Annotated in this window: 13 protein-coding genes; 11 read left to right on the top strand and 2 right to left on the bottom strand. The window is 73.1% G+C overall.

Going from position 1 to position 15,443, the window contains the following annotated elements; translation table 11 throughout:
* Positions 1–35: 35 nt before the first annotated feature.
* From QRY02_RS05795 to QRY02_RS05785, 3 genes are all read left to right on the top strand, one after another.
* Complete coding sequence (locus QRY02_RS05795; RefSeq protein WP_285990458.1) at positions 36–653, top strand: SAM-dependent methyltransferase; 618 nt, start codon at positions 36–38, stop codon at positions 651–653.
* A gap of 11 nt (positions 654–664) precedes the next feature.
* A complete protein-coding gene (locus QRY02_RS05790; RefSeq protein WP_285990457.1) occupies positions 665–1,147 on the top strand; it encodes a DinB family protein in 483 nt (160 codons plus the stop codon).
* Between the two features lie 202 nt (positions 1,148–1,349).
* A complete protein-coding gene (locus QRY02_RS05785; protein ID WP_285990456.1) occupies positions 1,350–1,844 on the top strand; it encodes a hypothetical protein in 495 nt (164 codons plus the stop codon).
* 73 nt (positions 1,845–1,917) lie between these two features.
* Here the strand turns inward: QRY02_RS05785 and QRY02_RS05780 are convergent, their stop codons facing one another.
* Complete coding sequence (locus QRY02_RS05780; RefSeq protein WP_285990455.1) at positions 1,918–2,331, bottom strand: STAS domain-containing protein; 414 nt, start codon at positions 2,329–2,331, stop codon at positions 1,918–1,920.
* 193 nt (positions 2,332–2,524) lie between these two features.
* Between QRY02_RS05780 and QRY02_RS05775 the strand changes: the two genes are divergently transcribed.
* The 4 genes from QRY02_RS05775 (at position 2,525) to nrfD (ending at position 9,507) form a co-directional block, all read left to right on the top strand.
* The gene (locus QRY02_RS05775) at positions 2,525–4,033 is read left to right on the top strand and encodes an MFS transporter (RefSeq protein WP_285990454.1); all 1,509 of its coding nucleotides are present in this window, start codon (positions 2,525–2,527) and stop codon (positions 4,031–4,033) included.
* Between the two features lie 169 nt (positions 4,034–4,202).
* Positions 4,203–7,484 carry a formate dehydrogenase gene (fdh, locus tag QRY02_RS05770; protein WP_285990453.1) on the top strand — a complete coding sequence of 1,094 codons (3,282 nt, stop codon included), beginning with the start codon at positions 4,203–4,205 and terminating at the stop codon, positions 7,482–7,484.
* On the top strand, positions 7,481–8,512 hold the full coding sequence (locus QRY02_RS05765) for a 4Fe-4S dicluster domain-containing protein (RefSeq protein ID WP_285990452.1): 1,032 nt from the start codon (positions 7,481–7,483) through the stop codon (positions 8,510–8,512). Before fdh ends, QRY02_RS05765 begins: the two co-directional genes overlap by 4 nt.
* Positions 8,509–9,507: an NrfD/PsrC family molybdoenzyme membrane anchor subunit gene (gene nrfD, locus QRY02_RS05760; protein ID WP_502874188.1), complete on the top strand. Its 999-nt coding sequence runs from the start codon at positions 8,509–8,511 to the stop codon at positions 9,505–9,507. Before QRY02_RS05765 ends, nrfD begins: the two co-directional genes overlap by 4 nt.
* A 45-nt stretch (positions 9,508–9,552) precedes the next feature.
* On the opposite strand, the gene QRY02_RS05755 is transcribed toward nrfD, so the two are convergent.
* Positions 9,553–9,972 (bottom strand): STAS domain-containing protein, encoded by a 420-nt coding sequence (locus QRY02_RS05755; protein WP_285990451.1) that lies wholly within the window; start codon positions 9,970–9,972, stop codon positions 9,553–9,555.
* Between the two features lie 312 nt (positions 9,973–10,284).
* Here QRY02_RS05755 and QRY02_RS05750 point away from each other — a divergent pair, with 312 nt between their 5' ends.
* From QRY02_RS05750 to QRY02_RS05735, 4 genes are all read left to right on the top strand, one after another.
* Positions 10,285–11,670, top strand: coding sequence for a serine/threonine-protein kinase (locus tag QRY02_RS05750; protein WP_285990450.1), 1,386 nt, complete (start codon positions 10,285–10,287; stop codon positions 11,668–11,670).
* A 164-nt stretch (positions 11,671–11,834) separates the two neighbouring features.
* Positions 11,835–13,217, top strand: coding sequence for a serine/threonine-protein kinase (locus tag QRY02_RS05745; protein WP_285990449.1), 1,383 nt, complete (start codon positions 11,835–11,837; stop codon positions 13,215–13,217).
* A gap of 125 nt (positions 13,218–13,342) precedes the next feature.
* Complete coding sequence (locus QRY02_RS05740) at positions 13,343–14,443, top strand: LacI family DNA-binding transcriptional regulator (protein WP_285990448.1); 1,101 nt, start codon at positions 13,343–13,345, stop codon at positions 14,441–14,443.
* 94 nt (positions 14,444–14,537) lie between these two features.
* Positions 14,538–15,425, top strand: a complete 888-nt coding sequence (locus QRY02_RS05735) for a protein kinase domain-containing protein (RefSeq protein WP_285990447.1) — start codon at positions 14,538–14,540, stop codon at positions 15,423–15,425.
* The last annotated feature ends 18 nt before the right edge of the window (positions 15,426–15,443 follow it).

Genomic DNA, 15,443 nt, shown 5'->3' with positions numbered 1-15,443 from the left:
GTGCCGGAACCGCCAGGGCCGGTCAGGGTGGACCCATGACCACATCGACCACCGAAGCGTCCCGGTTCTGGGACGGCCACTACGCAGCCCACCTCCCGGACGGCGAGCCGCGCGCGAACGTCCGGCTCGTCGAGGTCGTCTCCCGGCTCGCCCCCGGGCGGGCCCTCGACCTCGGGTCCGGCGCCGGCGGGGACGCGCTGTGGCTGGCCCGGCGCGGCTGGCGCGTGACCGCCGCCGACATCTCCGCCGTCGCCCTCGCCCACCTCGGCCGCCGCGCCCGCGACCTCGGGCTCGCCGACCGGATCACCGGTGAGCGGCACGACCTGGCGGCGACGTTCCCGGCGGGCCCGTTCGACCTCGTTTCGGCGCACTACCTGCACACGTCCTTCCCGCTCCCCCGCGACCGGGTGCTGCGGCAGGCCGCGGCGGCGCTCTCGCCCGGCGGCCGGCTGCTGGTCGTCGAGCACGGGTCCGTCGCGCCGTGGTCGTGGAACCAGGACCCGGCTGCTTGCCCGCCCCTCGAAGCGCCGTCACTCGATCCCGCGGTGTGGACCGTCGAGCGCGCGGACGCCCTCGCCCGGCACGCCACCGGCCCCGGCGGGCAGACCGCTGAAGTCGTCGACCACCTCCTGCTGATCCGCCGCACCCGCTGAAAGGCCCGGCCATGCCCCGAACCCGACGGCGGGACACCCCGCCCCCACGCACCGGACCGGCCGAAAAGGACGTGCTGCGCGGTTTCCTCGACCACCTGCGGGCCGCCGTGGTGGCCAAGGCGCAGGACGTGCCGGAGCCGCAGGTCCGGACGCCCGGCGTCCCGTCGGGCACGTCGCTGCTGGGCCTGGTCCGGCACCTCGCGCACGTCGAACGCTTCACATTCCTCGGCGAGGAGACCGCGGACTGGCCCGGGACGTTCCGGCCCCGCCCGGACGAGACCGTCGACTCGGTCGTGGCGGACTACCGCGCCGCGTGCGAGCGGGCGAACGCGGTCATCGACGCCTGCACCGACCTGACGCGGCCGGTGGCCCGCCCCGGCCGCACCGCGCCGTCGATGCGCTGGGCGCTGGTTCACCTCATCGAGGAGACCGGCCGCCACGCCGGGCACGCCGACATCCTGCGCGAGCTGATCGACGGCAGCACCGGCCGCTGACCGCCGTGACCGGCACGGCCGCCGCCGCGGGCCGGATCTTGCGCTTTTTCGCCCCCTGACCGGGAATCGCCTACGAATCCACTGTGGAACGGCGACCGGAAGGGGAATTCCAGCGCGCGGACCGGAACGGGGAAAGGTCCGGCCGGGAAGGCCCGGCCCGCTCGTCCTGCGGGTCACCCGGAAGAGTGCTATTTGATCCTTTATGACTGAATCACTGAACTACCCGCAGTCGTCCGCTTCGACGGACCCGGCGCCCGCTCCACCCCGGCCGGGCACGGTCGAAGGCGCCTTCTGGGCGTTCATCGCCGCGCCGGTGATCGGGCTCATCGGGGGCCTGCTGATCTTCGGCAACCGGGACAAGATCGCCGCCACCATGCGCGACACGAACCGACAACGCGGCGGCAACCTCACCGACGCGCAGATCGACCAGGCGGTGAACGTCACGATGATCGTCGCGGTGGTGATCGCGGTGGTCATCGCGGGGTTGTACCTGCTGTTCGCGTTCAAGCTGCGCGCCGGCCGCAACTGGGCGCGCATCGTGCTGACGGTGCTCGCCGCCCTGCAGCTGCTGTCGGTGGTGACCGGGCAGAGCACGGTCGGCGGCTACGTCGCGGTGCTCGCGGCGGTAATCGGCGTGGTGTTGTCGTTCACCGGCCCGTCGAACGCCTACTTCGCGGCGGTCAAGGGCCGGCCCTGAGCGGTTTCGCGCGGCGGCCCGGTTGCGGACCGCCGCGCGGAAACCCGGTGGCCACAGTGTCCGGTGTGGACGGTCAGGTGTTCCACATCCGGGCGGTCAGCTGGAGGAACTCCCGGCCGTCGCCGGCGCGCAGTGCCGTACCCCGATCGGGGTAGACGTCCAGTTCCCGGTCCACCCCGGTCAGCCGCAGCGCCCGGCTCACCACCGCGTTCTCGCCCGTGACGATGCGGAGCCGGGCGTTCTGGGCGGCGGCGTGATCGGTCATCGCGCTCAGCACGCGAACGCCTGCCGCGCCGAGGAAGTGCAGCCCGGCGAGGTCCAGCACGATCACCCGCGGTTCCGGGCTCCCGGCCAGCGCGGCGGCCACGGATCCCACGACGACGAGCACCGTCCCGGCGTCGAGCTCACCGGCCAGGGCCAGGAGCGCCGGCTCTCCGTGCGAGCACGAGACCCGCAACCGCCCCGGCCGGGAACCGAAGGACGCCACGCGAAAACACCCCCATCTTCGTCAAAGGCCGGCCTGAACGGCCATTGCGGCCCTGCACGACTCGCTCGCGCGCCACGCTAATAAGCGTATCCGGTTGATCACAAGCCGTAGCCGCGGGAGTCGACCCGATCGTGTTTCGCCAGGCGAAGACGGGGGAAGTCACGCGGGGCGATCTGCTCACAAGGAGGTTGTCATGGCGGCAACACCCGATCCGGCGGCCACCGGGGTGCGCACGCTCATCCCGGCGCGCATCGACCGGTTGCCCTGGTCCCCGTTCCACACCCGGATGGTGGTCGCCCTCGGGGTGGCCTGGATCCTCGACGGCCTGGAGATCACGGTGGCCAGCGCGGTCGCCGACACCCTCACCAAGCCCGAGACGCTGCACATGTCGTCGGCGGCCGTCGGGCTGCTGGCGACGATCTACCTGGCCGGCGAGGTGGTCGGGGCGCTGTTCTTCGGCAGCCTCTCCGACAAGCTCGGCCGCCGGAACCTGTTCATGCTGACCCTGGCCGTCTACCTCGTCGGCAGCGGCCTGACCGCGCTGACCCTGGGCAACGGCGCGGGCTGGGTGATCTTCCTCTACGCCACCCGGTTCGTGGCCGGGATGGGCATCGGCGGCGAGTACGCGGCCATCAACTCGGCGATCGACGAGCTGATCCCGGCCCGCTACCGGGGCCGGGTCGACATCGCGGTCAACGGCACCTACTGGGCCGGGGCCGTGCTGGGGACGATCGGGACCTACATCCTGCTCAACCGGATGGACCTCTCCCTGGGCTGGCGGCTGGGCTTCCTCATCGGGCCGGTGCTCGGGCTGGTGATCCTGCTGGTGCGGCGGCACCTGCCGGAGAGCCCGCGGTGGCAGATCATGCACGGCAAGGCGGACGCGGCCGAGGAGTCGATCGCCCAGATCGAGCGGGAGGTCGAGCACGGCGGCCGCAGCCTGCCGCCGGTCGACGAGAAGAAGGCGATCGAGGTGACGCCCGCCGAGCGGATCGGGTACGTCGCGCTGGCCAGGGTGCTGTTCCGCGACTACCCGTCGAGGGCCGTGCTGGGCGCGTCGCTGATGATCAGCCAGTCGTTCCTCTACAACGCGATCTTCTTCACCTACACGCTGGTGCTCGGCAAGTTCTACGGGGTCTCCTCCGAGGCGACGCCGATCTACCTGATCGCGTTCGCGGTGGGCAACCTGGTCGGCCCGTTCACGATCGGCCACCTGTTCGACACCCTCGGCCGGCGCAAGATGATCTCCGGGACGTACATCGTGTCGGGTGTCCTGCTGGCGGTGACGGCGGTGCTGTTCTACGCGGGCGCGCTCAACGCGATCACGCAGACGATCGCGTGGTGCGTGATCTTCTTCTTCGCCTCCGCCGGCGCGAGCGCGGGTTACCTGACGGTGAGCGAAATCTTCCCGCTGGAGGTCAGGGCGAAGGCGATCGCGGTGTTCTTCGCGATCGCGCAGTGCTTCGGCGCGCTGGGCCCGGTGATCTACGGCGCCCTGATCGGCACCGGCGACCACCCGGTCCGCCTGTTCATCGGCTACCTCCTGGGAGCGGCCGTGATGATCGCGGGCGGCTTGGTGGCCCGGTTCCTGGCGGTGGACGCGGAAGGCAAGTCCCTGGAGGACATCGCCCAGCCGCTGGCGGCCGCGGGACGCCGGGGACGGACCCGGGCGGAAGGGGCATCGTCGCCGTTCTCGACGTGACGGCGGACTCTTCGGAGGCCGCCATCGGGTTCACCCCGGTGGCGGCCTCCGCGCGCGCCAGGGCTGCAGCGCTCACGCGGGCGACACCGGACGAACCGGTTTATGCTCGGGAAACCCCGGGTAGTCCGCCCAGCGGAAGCGGCGACCGCGGCGGAGTCGGGAGGTGGGCGTGGGACCACGGCAGTGGCTCGAATCCTGGCCCGTCTACCGGCAGCTCACCGGCAGCGACCCCCTCGGCCGGGGCAAGGCCGCCGAATCGCCGCGCTCCGAAGCCCTCGCTCCGCGGACCGCGAGCGCCGACCGGGTGGCCAGGTCCGTCTGCCCCTACTGCGCCGTCGGCTGCGGGCAGCAGGTCTTCGTGAAGAACGAGAAGGTCGTCCAGATCGAAGGCGACCCGCACAGCCCCATCTCCCGCGGCCGGCTCTGCCCGAAGGGCTCGGCGAGCAAGCAGCTGGTCACCGGCCCGCAGCGGGAACAGAAGGTCCGCTACCGCGCGCCCTACGCCACCGAATGGACCGAGCTGGACCTCGGCACCGCCATGGACATGGTCGCCGACCGCGTGCTCGACGCGCGCCGGAAGGGCTGGCAGGACGCCGACGAGCACGGGAAGCCGCTGCGGCGCACCATGGGGCTGGCCAGCCTCGGCGGTGCCACCCTGGACAACGAAGAGAACTACCTGATCAAGAAGCTCTTCACGGCGCTGGGCGCGATCCAGATCGAGAACCAGGCCCGCATTTGACACTCCGCCACGGTTCCCGGTCTGGGGACCTCCTTCGGTCGCGGTGGCGCGACGGACTACCAGCAGGACCTGCAGAACGCCGATTGCGTCGTCATCATGGGCTCGAACATGGCCGAGGCGCACCCGGTGGGGTTCCAGTGGGTGATGGAGGCGAAGGCCCGCGGGGCCGAGGTGTTCCACATCGACCCGCGCTTCACCCGGACGAGCGCGCTGGCCGACGCCCACGTCCCGCTGCGGGCCGGCACGGACATCGCGTTCCTCGGCGGGGTGATCCACCACATCCTGAGCAACGACCTCGACTTCCGCGAGTACGTGGTCGCCTACACCAACGCCTCCTTCCTGGTGTCCGAGGACTACCGGGACACCGAGGACCTCGACGGCCTCTTCAGCGGCTACGACGAAGCCAAGGCCGCCTACGATCCCTCGACCTGGCACTACGAGAGCGTCCGGCCGCGCGGGGACGGCGGGCACGGCAAGGAGACGTCGGCGTCCGACCAGCACGGCTCGGGCGGCCCGGTGCTCGAAGGCGGCAGCGAGGAGATCGCCGCCGACCCGACGCTGCAGCACCCCCGCTGCGTGTTCCAGATCCTCAAGCGCCACTTCGCCCGCTACACGCCCGAAATGGTCGAGGCCACCTGCGGGACGCCGAAGGAGCTCTTCCGGCGGGTCTGTGACGCCTGGACCCGCAACTCGGGCCGCGAACGCACCGCCGCGCTCGTCTACAGCGTCGGCTGGACGCAGCACAGCGTCGGCGCCCAGTACATCCGGGCCGGCTCGATCATCCAGCTGCTGCTCGGCAACATCGGCCGGCCCGGCGGCGGGGTGTTCGCCCTGCGCGGGCACGCCAGCATCCAGGGCTCGACCGACATCCCGACGCTGTTCAACCTGCTGCCCGGCTACCTGCCGATGCCCACCCCCGAGCAGGCCACGCTGGCCGACTACCTCGACAGCGTCCGCGGCGACAAGCAGAAGGGCTTCTGGCGCAATGCCGACGCCTACACCGTGTCGCTGCTCAAGGAGTACTGGGGCGAGAAAGCCACGCCGGACAACGACTTCTGCTTCGATTACCTGCCGAGGATCAACGGTGACCACGGCACCTACCGCACGGTCATGGACATGGTCGACGGCAAGGTCTCCGGCTACTTCCTGCTCGGGCAGAACCCGGCCGTCGGGTCCGCGCACGGCCGGCTGCAGCGGCTCGGCATGGCCAACCTCGACTGGCTGGTCGTCCGGGACCTGACGATGATCGAGAGCGCCACCTTCTGGAAGGACGCGCCGGAGATCGAGACCGGCGAGATCGTGCCGGAGCGGTGCCGCACCGAGGTGTTCTTCTTCCCCGCCGCCTCGCACGTCGAGAAGGAGGGGACGTTCACCCAGACCCAGCGCATGCTGCAGTGGCGCGAAAAGGCCGTCGAGCCGGCCGGGGACCAGCGCTCGGAGCTGTGGTTCTTCCACCACCTCGGCCGGCTCGTCCGCGAGCGGCTGGCGGGCTCGGAAGACGAGCGCGACCGGCCGGTGCTGGACCTGGCCTGGGACTACGAAGTACACGGTGACGAGCCCTCCGCCGAGGACGTGCTGCGGCGGATCAACGGCCAGGACCTGACCACCGGCAAGGAGGTCTCGGGCTACCTGGACCTCAAGGCCGACGGCAGCACCTCCTGCGGCTGCTGGATCTACAGCGGTGTCTACGCCGAAGGCGTCAACCAGGCCGCCCGCCGCAAGTCCCGCTTCGAGCAGGACTTCTACGCCCACGAGTGGGGCTGGGTGTGGCCGATGGACCGGCGGGTGCTCTACAACCGCGCGTCGGCCGATCCGCAGGGACGGCCGTGGAGCGAGCGCAAGGCCTTGATCTGGTGGGACGCCGGCCGTGGCGAATGGACCGGACACGACGTCCCGGACTTCGAGAAGACCAAGCCGCCCGACCACGTCCCGCCGCCGGACGCCGTCGGCCCGGCCGCGCTGCGCGGCGACGACCCGTTCATCATGCAGTCCGACGGCAAGGCGTGGCTGTTCGCGCCGTCGGGGCTGGCCGACGGGCCGCTGCCGGCGCACTACGAGCCGCACGAATCGCCGTTCCGCAACCCCTTCTACACGCAGCAGGGGAACCCGGCGCGGAAGGTCTACGGCCGCACGGACAACCCGTCGCACCCCTCACCGCCCGAGAACGGGGGCGACGTGTTCCCGTTCGTGTTCACCGCCTCGCGGCTGACCGAGCACCACACCGCGGGCGGGATGAGCCGGACGCTGCCGTACCTGTCGGAGCTGCAGCCGGACCTGTTCGTCGAGGTCTCCCCCGAGCTCGCGAAGCTGCGCGGGCTGGCCCACCTGGGCTGGGCGCACGTCGTCACCGCGCGGGCGGCCGTCGAGGCGCGGGTGTTCGTGACCGACCGGATGGCGCCGCTGCGGGTGCAGGACCGGGTCGTGCACCAGGTGTGGATGCCCTACCACTGGGGCGGCTCCGGGCTCGTGTCCCGGGACGTCGTCAACGACCTCCTCGGCGTGGTGCTGGACCCGAACGTCTTCATCCAGGAGAGCAAGGTCGCCACCTGCGACGTCCGGCCCGGGCGGCGGCCGCGCGGTGCCGAGCTGCTCGCGTTGCTCGAGGAGTACCGCGCGCGGGCGGGCATCACGCCGGAAACGGGTACCCGGGTCGCCACCGCGCACGACACCGAGCACGTCGAACCCGGCCACGCCACGGAGGAGCGACCATGAGCATCGAGAACCGGCTCTCCGGGCCGCTGCCGGACGTCGCCGGCGAGGCCGGGCACACCGGGCACCCGCCGCGCGTCGGGTTCTTCACCGACACGTCCGTGTGCATCGGCTGCAAGGCCTGCGAAGTCGCCTGCAAGGAGTGGAACGACGTCCCCGAAGACGGGCTCGACCTGCTCGGGATGTCGTTCGACAACACCGGCGCGCTCGGCGCGAACTCCTGGCGGCACGTGGCCTTCATCGAGCAGCAGCGCCCGCTCGGCGGCCAGTCGCCCGGGCTCGAAGGGCTGCCGACCGGGCCGTCCGCGATCGACGTGACCACCGCCTTCGTCGCCGAGGAGCTGCGGGAGGCGCCGCGGGGCGGCGGCGGCCTGGGCACCTCTCCCCTGCCACGGGCTCCCGAAGACCTCGGCATGCCGTCGTTCGACCTGCCGGGCGCGAAGACCGGCGCCGAGGGCCGGACGGACTTCCGCTGGCTGATGGCGTCGGACGTGTGCAAGCACTGCACCCACGCCGGCTGCCTCGACGTCTGCCCGACCGGCGCGCTGTTCCGCACCGAGTTCGGCTCGGTCGTCGTGCAGCAGGACATCTGCAACGGCTGCGGCTACTGCGTTTCCGGCTGCCCGTACGGCGTCATCGACCGCCGTCCCGGCGATGGGCGGGCGCAGAAGTGCACGCTCTGCTACGACCGGCTCCACGACGGCCTCGAACCGGCGTGCGCCAAGGCCTGCCCGACCGACTCCATCCAGTTCGGCGAACTCGGCGAGCTGCGCGAGCGGGCGGCCCGCCGCGTCGAGGACCTGCACGAGCGCGGTGTGCCCGAGGCGCGGCTCTACGGCCACGACCCGTCCGACGGCGTCGGCGGCAACGGCGCGTTCTTCCTGCTGCTGGACGAACCCGAGGTCTACGGGCTCCCGCCGGATCCGGTGGTGCCGACCCGCGAGCTGCCCGCGATGTGGAAGTACGCCGGGATGGCGGCCTCGGCACTGCTCGCCGCCGCGGTGGCGTCGTTCGGCAGGAGGCGCCGGTGACCCCGCGCGAACCGCGCGGCGACGCCCGGGCCCGCGGGGCCGGCCGCCGCAAGCGCGGCGGGTCCGGGGAAGAGCTGATGGTGCCCCGCGCCGAGTTCCGGTCCTACTACGGGCGGCCGGTGCTCAAGCCGCCGGTGTGGGAGTGGAAGGTGCCGGCGTACCTGTTCACCGGCGGGCTCGCGGCGGGCACGTCGCTGCTGGCCGCCGGGGCCGACCTGACCGGGCGGCCCGCGCTGCGCCGGGTGGGCCGCACGGGCTCGCTGGCGGCGCTGCTCGCCAGCGTCTACCTGCTGGTGGCCGACCTCGGGCGGCCGGAACGGTTCCACCACATGCTGCGCGTCGCCAAGCCGACGTCGCCGATGAGCGTGGGCACCTGGATCCTGAGCGCGTTCGGCCCGGGGGTGGGCGTGGCCGCGGCCGCCGAGGTGCTGCCCGCCGGGCTGCGCCGCGCCCTGCCGGGCCGGCTCCTGCGCGCGGCCGCCCGGCCGGCCGGGCTGGCTTCGGCGGTCATCGCGCCGGCCGTCGCGTCGTACACGGCGGTGCTGCTGTCGCAGACGGCGGTCCCGGCCTGGCACGAAGCCCACGCCCCGCTGCCGTTCGTGTTCACCGGCTCGGCGGCGGCGAGTTCGGGCGGCTTCGCGATGGTGCTGGTCCCGGTCGAGGAGGCCGGTCCGGCGCGGGCGCTGGCGGCCTTCGGCGCCGCGACGGAGCTGGTGGCGTCGAAGGTGCTGGAGAAGCGGCTCGGCCTCACGGCGGAGGCGTACACGACGGGCAAGGCACATCGGCTGCGGAAGTGGTCGGAGCGCCTGACCGCGGCGGGACTGCTGGGCGCGGTGCTCGGGCACCGCAGCCGCGCGGTCTCGGCGACGGCCGGGGCGGCGCTGTTCGCCGGGAGCGCGTTGCAGCGCTTCGGCGTGTTCGAGGCGGGCGTGGAGTCCACAAAGGATCCGAAGTACGTCGTCGTGCCCCAGCGGGAGCGCGCGAACCGGCGATGACGGCCGCCACGCTCCCCCGTGGCCCGCCGTCCGGCCGGGCCGCGTTCAGTCCCGCCCGCTCCCCCGCAACCGGGGCAGCACGGCCAGCCAGTCCAGCGCCGCCTCGACACTCTCGTGGACCGGCAGCAGCCGCTCCAGCCCCAGTACCCGGATCGGCCGCCGCACCGCCCGGCCCGCCGCCGCGATGGCGAAGGGCACCCCGCTCACGTGCGCCTCCGAGGCCGCCACCAGCAGCTCCGTGATCCCGCCCGCGCCGCAGAAGGACACGCCCGGCAGATCCAGCACCAGGGCCCGCGGGGCGAGGTCGATCTCCTCGCCGAGCCGCGTGCGGAGCCGGCTCAGCACCGGCAGGTCGATTTCGCCGCGGATCGCGACGACCGTCGCCTCCGCCGTGGCGGTCACCCGCAGGGTCATCGCGGACGGGACGTCGACGCGAAACTGCGGAGGGGCGATCTGATCGAGCACACAAGCCTCCTCGAAGCGAGGGAAGGCCGGGAAGCGGCCCCGCATCCCGGCTCACCCACGGGACGGACGCGCGGGGGGAGCTGGCGGGCGGCTGCCGGTTGAACCGCGATGACACACACCGTACGCCTGCGCGGCGGCGGCGTCCGCGCCGCCACCGAATTCGTCGAATTCGGACGCACGTGCGGCCAATTCCCGGAATGCGCGCCGCCGTTCCGGATAACGGTTCGGAGATCCAGTCGGCCCGATGCCCCACCGGACGCCCGTCTTCTGCTAAAAAGTGCATCGGTTTCATCGACCGACGCAGGGGTACGGGTGGCTTTCGAGGAACAGCTCGTCAACGGGCGATACCGGCTCCTGGGGCACCTCGGCCGCGGCGCGATGAGCCTGGTGTGGCGGGCGAAGGACGAGCGGCTGGACCGCGTCGTGGCCGTGAAGCAGTTCCTGCACGAGCCGGGCGCGGGTGGCGACGTCTGCGAGCGGGCGCTCCGGGAGGCGCGGCTGGCGTCCCGGCTGCGGCACCCGCACGCCGTGGCGGTGTACGACGTGTTCGAGGACGCCGGCTCGATGTACCTGGTCATGGAGTACGTGCCCGCCCGGTCCCTGACCGAGCTCCTCGTCGAACGCGGGCCGCTGCCCCGGTGCACCGTGCTGCGGCTCGGGCGGCAGATCGGCGCGGCACTGGCCGCCGCGCACGGCGACTGGATCCTGCACCGGGACGTCACCCCCAACAACGTGCTCGTCACCGACGACGGCACCGCCCGGATCACCGACTTCGGCGTGTCGCGGGCGCTCGGCGAGCACCCGGCCGCCGACGAAGGCGTCGTCGTCGGCACGCTCCCCTACCTGGCTCCGGAAGTCGCCCGCGGCGGCGAAGCGGGGCTGCCGTCCGACGTCTATTCGCTCGGCGCCACGCTCTACACGGCGCTGGAGGGCACGCCGCCGTTCGGGACCAGCGACGACCCGATCACCCTGCTCCGGCGGATCACCGAGAACCAGCTCACCCCGCCGCCCCACGGCGGCCCGCTGACCGCCGTGCTGATGCGGATGCTCGAACGCGATCCGGCCGCGCGCCCGTCCATGCAGGAGGCGGTGGACCTGCTGGCCGCCGTCGGCAAGCCGGTCCCGGCCGGCGCGCCCCGCCGCTCCAGGTTCCGCCGCGCCGCGGTGACCGGGGCCGCCGCGTGCCTGACGTCGGTGAGCGTGGCGGCCGGCCTCGCCCTCGCCGACCGGCCCGCGACCACCACCGCGGCCCCCGTCGAGCACCCGCCGACGACGATCACCGCCGACCACACGGTCAGCAGCACCACCACGGCACCGGCGCCGGCTCGCGTGCCCGACGGATCGGCGCGGCGTTCCACGCCGCCCGCACCACCCGAACCGCTCGGCGCCACCGCCGGGTGCACCGCGCGCTACGAGATCACGAACGCCTGGCCGGGCGGGTCCCAGGCGCAGGTGACCGTGCACAACGACCGGCCGAGGCGGCTCACCGGCTGGACGGTGACCTGGGTGCAACCCGGCGGAGCCGGCATCCGGGACCTCTGGAACGGCACCCTGAGCCAGGTCGGCTCGGCAGTGACCGTCACCGACGCCGGCTGGAACGCCCTCGTCGAGCCGGACGGTTCGGCTTCGTTCGGCCTCAACCAGGACGTCACGTCCGCCCACCCCGCTGTCCCGGTCCTCAACTGCCGATCGAACTGACACCGTTATCGTTCCGTCACAACCGGATCGCCATTTCTTCCGTAGCGGCCGGTTCCGTTTCCGGCATCCGGAACGAATACGTCGAACGCATTTCGTACCCCCACCCAGGTGAGTGAATTGGTCCGTCGAGCCGAACGGCACGCCGGAACCGCCCGTGTTCCCTGATGACGGAAACTACGGAGGGGAGCGTGCGCGTGCACGAAGGGGCAGTGATCGCCGGCCGGTACCGCGTGCTCGGCCGGGCGGGTCACGGCGCGATGGGGACCGTGTGGCGGGCGAAGGACGAGCGGCTCGACCGCCTGGTCGCGATCAAGCAGCTCTTCCCCGACTCCCCCGCCGACCCGGCGGCCGCCGCGCGCACGCGCGACCGGACGATCCGGGAGGCCCGGGTCACCGCCCGGCTGCGCCACCCGCACGCGGTCGTCGTGTACGACGTCGTCGAGCAGGGGTCCGCGGCCTACATCACGATGGAGTACCTGCCGGCTCGCACGCTGACCGAGCTCCTGGAGGAGCACGGTCCGCTGGTGCCGGAGTACGTGGCCGAGCTGGGCGCCCAGCTCGCCTCGGCGCTGGCCGCGGCGCACGCGGAAGGCGTGGTGCACCGCGACATCAGCCCCAACAACGTCCTGATCACCACCGACGGCGCGGCGAAGATCACCGACTTCGGGGTGGCCCACGCGCGCGGGGAAGGCACCGCCACCGGCCGCGGGCTGGTCGTCGGCACGCCGGCCTACCTCGCCCCGGAAGTCGCGGACGGCGCCGAGCCCGGCTTCCCCTCCGACGTCTATTCGCTCGGCGCGACGCTCTACACCGCACTGGAAGGGCGGCCGCCGTTCGGCACCGACGAAAACCAGCTGGCCCTGCTCAAGCGCGTCGGCGCCGGCGCCATCACCCCGCCCGCCACCAGCGGCCCGGTCACCGACGCCGTCCTCCGGCTGCTCCACCGGGATCCGGCGGCCCGCCCCGCGATGGCCGTGGCGGCCCGGCTGCTGACCCGCGCCACCACGCCCGGCGTGGTCTCGGTGGCGGCCCCGGCGGACAGTGCTCCCGCGCCGGTGCGCCGGCGCCGCTCCCGGGTGGCCTTCGCCGGGACGGCGCTGGCGTTGACGGCGGCCGCCGTCGTGGCGGCGACGACGATCCCGCCCGGCCGGGAGCCCGCGAGCGCGGCGGCCCAGCTCGCTTCGGCGCCGTCCACGACCCCGTCGGCGACGCCGCTCGCGTCCCGGACCACCGGCCCCGCCGGCTGCGCCGCGCGCTACCAGGTGGTGAAGTCGTGGGACGGCGGCTTCCAGGGGCTGGTGACCGTCCGCAACAGCGGCCGGGCCGAAGTCACCGGGTGGACGGTCAGCTGGGCGACCCCCGCCGGGACGAGCATCGACGACCTCTGGAACGGCAGGCTCGTGCGGACCGGCGCCACCGCGGCGATCGCGAACGCCGAGTGGAATGCGGTGCTGAAGCCGGGCGAATCGACCACCTTCGGCTTCATCGCCCTGGCCCGCGGCGGCAACCGCGGGATGCCGGTGACCGACTGCCGCCCCGGGGAATGAATCGGCATCCGATCGTTTTCGATCATCCGACGAAGGTGGCTTGACCAGCGGCGTTGACCGGCATTAAGGTCGACATCCACCCCTTCTTGTTAGCGCTAACTTCCGGCCGGACAACGGATCGGACAATGGGTCTCGAGAAAGTCCTCACCAAGATGACGAATTTCCGCGACGTGGCGGACGAACCGTCGGGCGGCGGCCGCGGCGCGGTGACGATCACCGACGTGGCGAACGCGGCAGGCGTCTCGGCGAGCACGGTGTCCTACGTGATCACCGGGAAGCGGACGATCTCCCCGGCCACCCGGCGCCGGGTCGAGGAAACCATCCGCACCCTCGGCTACCGGCGCCGCGGCGGCTCGCCGTCCCCCCGCGCCGGTGTCCTCGCGGTGGCGGTGCCGCCGCTCGGCGACCGGCAGCTGGGCCTGGAGATGGAGTTCTTCTCCGCGGCCGCGGGCGCGGCCCGCGAACTCGGCTTCGACCTGCTCCTGGTCACCGACGACGACGGCACCTCCGGCCTGCACCGGGTGACGTCGGCCGCACTCGCCGACGCGGTGATCGTGCTGGACGCCGGCGACGACGACCCGCGCGTGCCGGTCCTGCTGGCCTCCGGCCGGCCCGCGGTGCTGGTCGGCGCGCCGGGGCAGTACCGCGGGCTGGCGTCGCTGACGCTCGACTTCGCCCCGGCCGGCCGGGGCTGCCTCACCCACCTGGCCGACCTGGGCCACCGGTCGGTCGCCCACCTCGGGCCGGCGGCCGCGCTGCCCGGCCAGCGGCTCCGGTACCTGAAGGGCTTCGAAGAGAGCTTCCAAGCCGCTGCCGGGGAGCGCGGCGTGAAAGCGATTTCCCGGCCCTGCGCGCCGGCCGCCGAAGACGTCGCCCGCTGCCTGGACGAGCTGCTCGCCGACGGCGGCCCGACCGCGCTGGTCGTGCACGACGAAGCCGCCCTCCCCCTGGTCATGGGCACCCTGCGGCACCGCGGACGGCAGGTCCCCGGCGACGTCTCCGTCGTCGCGGTCTGCTCGGACACAGTGGCGGGGCAGCAGCGGATCCGGCCCACCGCGGTGGTGCTCCCGGCGGCCGAACTGGGCGCCTTGGCCGTCCGGCGGGCGGTGCGCCAGCTCGACGGCGGACCGGCCGAGCCCGGCACCGTGTTCCCCGCGCTCGTCACCGGGGAAAGCACCGCCGCCGCCCCCGCCGTCCGGGAAGGGGCGGCGTTTTCCGGAGGGTGAGAATTCCCGGAAAATCGAGGTCCTGACCGAACCCGAACCGCGCGGTGGCCGTATTTCCTTTCGAGGGGTCGTCGACGTCGACAGGGGATTACGGGTGGCAGCGAAAAAGGGTGCATTGGCCGGGCGGTACCGGCTGCTCGAACCGGCCGGCCGCCTTCCCGGCGGCACGGCGTGGCGGGCCAAGGACGAATTGCTGGACCGGTTCGTCGTCGTCGAACAGCTGCCGCCCGGGTGCCCGTTCGACGCGGCCCATTCCGACCGCGTCCGGGCCAAGGCGATCCGCGACGCGCGCGTGGCCGTCCGGCTGCACCACCCGCACGTCGTCGTCGTGCACGACGTCTTCGAGCACGACCTGACGCCGTACGTGGTGACGGAGGACCTGGCGGCCGGCACCCTGGCCGAGCTGGTCGAGCGGCGCGGGAGCTTCCCGCCGGACCGCGTCGCGGCCCTCGGCGCGCAGCTGGCTTCGGCGCTGGCGGCCGCGCACGCCGAGGGCATCCTCCACCGCGGCTTCGGCCCGGACAAGGTGCTCGTCACCGCCGACGGGACGGCCAAGATCACCGGCTTCGGGCTGGGTACCGGCGGCTTCCCCGCCCCCGAAGCAGCCGGCGGTTCGAGCGCGGGATGTCCCTCGGACGTCTATTCCCTGGGCGCCACGCTGTATTTCGCGCTCGAAGGGCGGGTGCCCGGCACCGCCGTCCCGCCGCGGACGCGCGGACCGGTGCTCGACGCCGTGCTGGACCTCGTGCGCCCGGAGCCGGCGGCCCGGCCGTCGATGGCCGAAGCCGGCCGGACGCTCACCGACCTCGCCGTGTCCCGTCCGCTGGCGGTGATCCCGGCCCGCAGCGCCCGGTCCCGGACCCGCGTCCTGGTGACGGGCACGGTGCTCGTGGTCGCCCTCGGCACGGCGGTGACGACGCGCGCGGCCCTCCGCCGCCCGGCATCCCGGTCGTCCGCGCGCACCCGCCGGATCCATTCCTGAACCGGACTCCGCTGCCCG

Origin of the sequence: Amycolatopsis sp. DG1A-15b, from assembly GCF_030285645.1 — a bacterium.
Classification (GTDB): domain Bacteria; phylum Actinomycetota; class Actinomycetes; order Mycobacteriales; family Pseudonocardiaceae; genus Amycolatopsis.
Note: the sequence above shows the minus strand (reverse complement) of the source record. Positions and strands in the feature narration are given on the sequence as shown.

Excerpts from the sequence above, each read along its gene's own strand:
- QRY02_RS05795 (WP_285990458.1), top strand. The coding sequence starts at position 36 with ATGACCACATCGACCACCGAAGCGTCCCGGTTCTGGGACGGCCACTAC.
- QRY02_RS05790 (WP_285990457.1), top strand. The coding sequence starts at position 665 with ATGCCCCGAACCCGACGGCGGGACACCCCGCCCCCACGCACCGGACCG.
- QRY02_RS05785 (WP_285990456.1), top strand. The coding sequence starts at position 1,350 with ATGACTGAATCACTGAACTACCCGCAGTCGTCCGCTTCGACGGACCCG.
- QRY02_RS05775 (WP_285990454.1), top strand. The coding sequence starts at position 2,525 with ATGGCGGCAACACCCGATCCGGCGGCCACCGGGGTGCGCACGCTCATC.
- QRY02_RS05765 (WP_285990452.1), top strand. The coding sequence starts at position 7,481 with ATGAGCATCGAGAACCGGCTCTCCGGGCCGCTGCCGGACGTCGCCGGC.
- QRY02_RS05745 (WP_285990449.1), top strand. The coding sequence starts at position 11,835 with ATGACGGAAACTACGGAGGGGAGCGTGCGCGTGCACGAAGGGGCAGTG.
- QRY02_RS05740 (WP_285990448.1), top strand. The coding sequence starts at position 13,343 with ATGGGTCTCGAGAAAGTCCTCACCAAGATGACGAATTTCCGCGACGTG.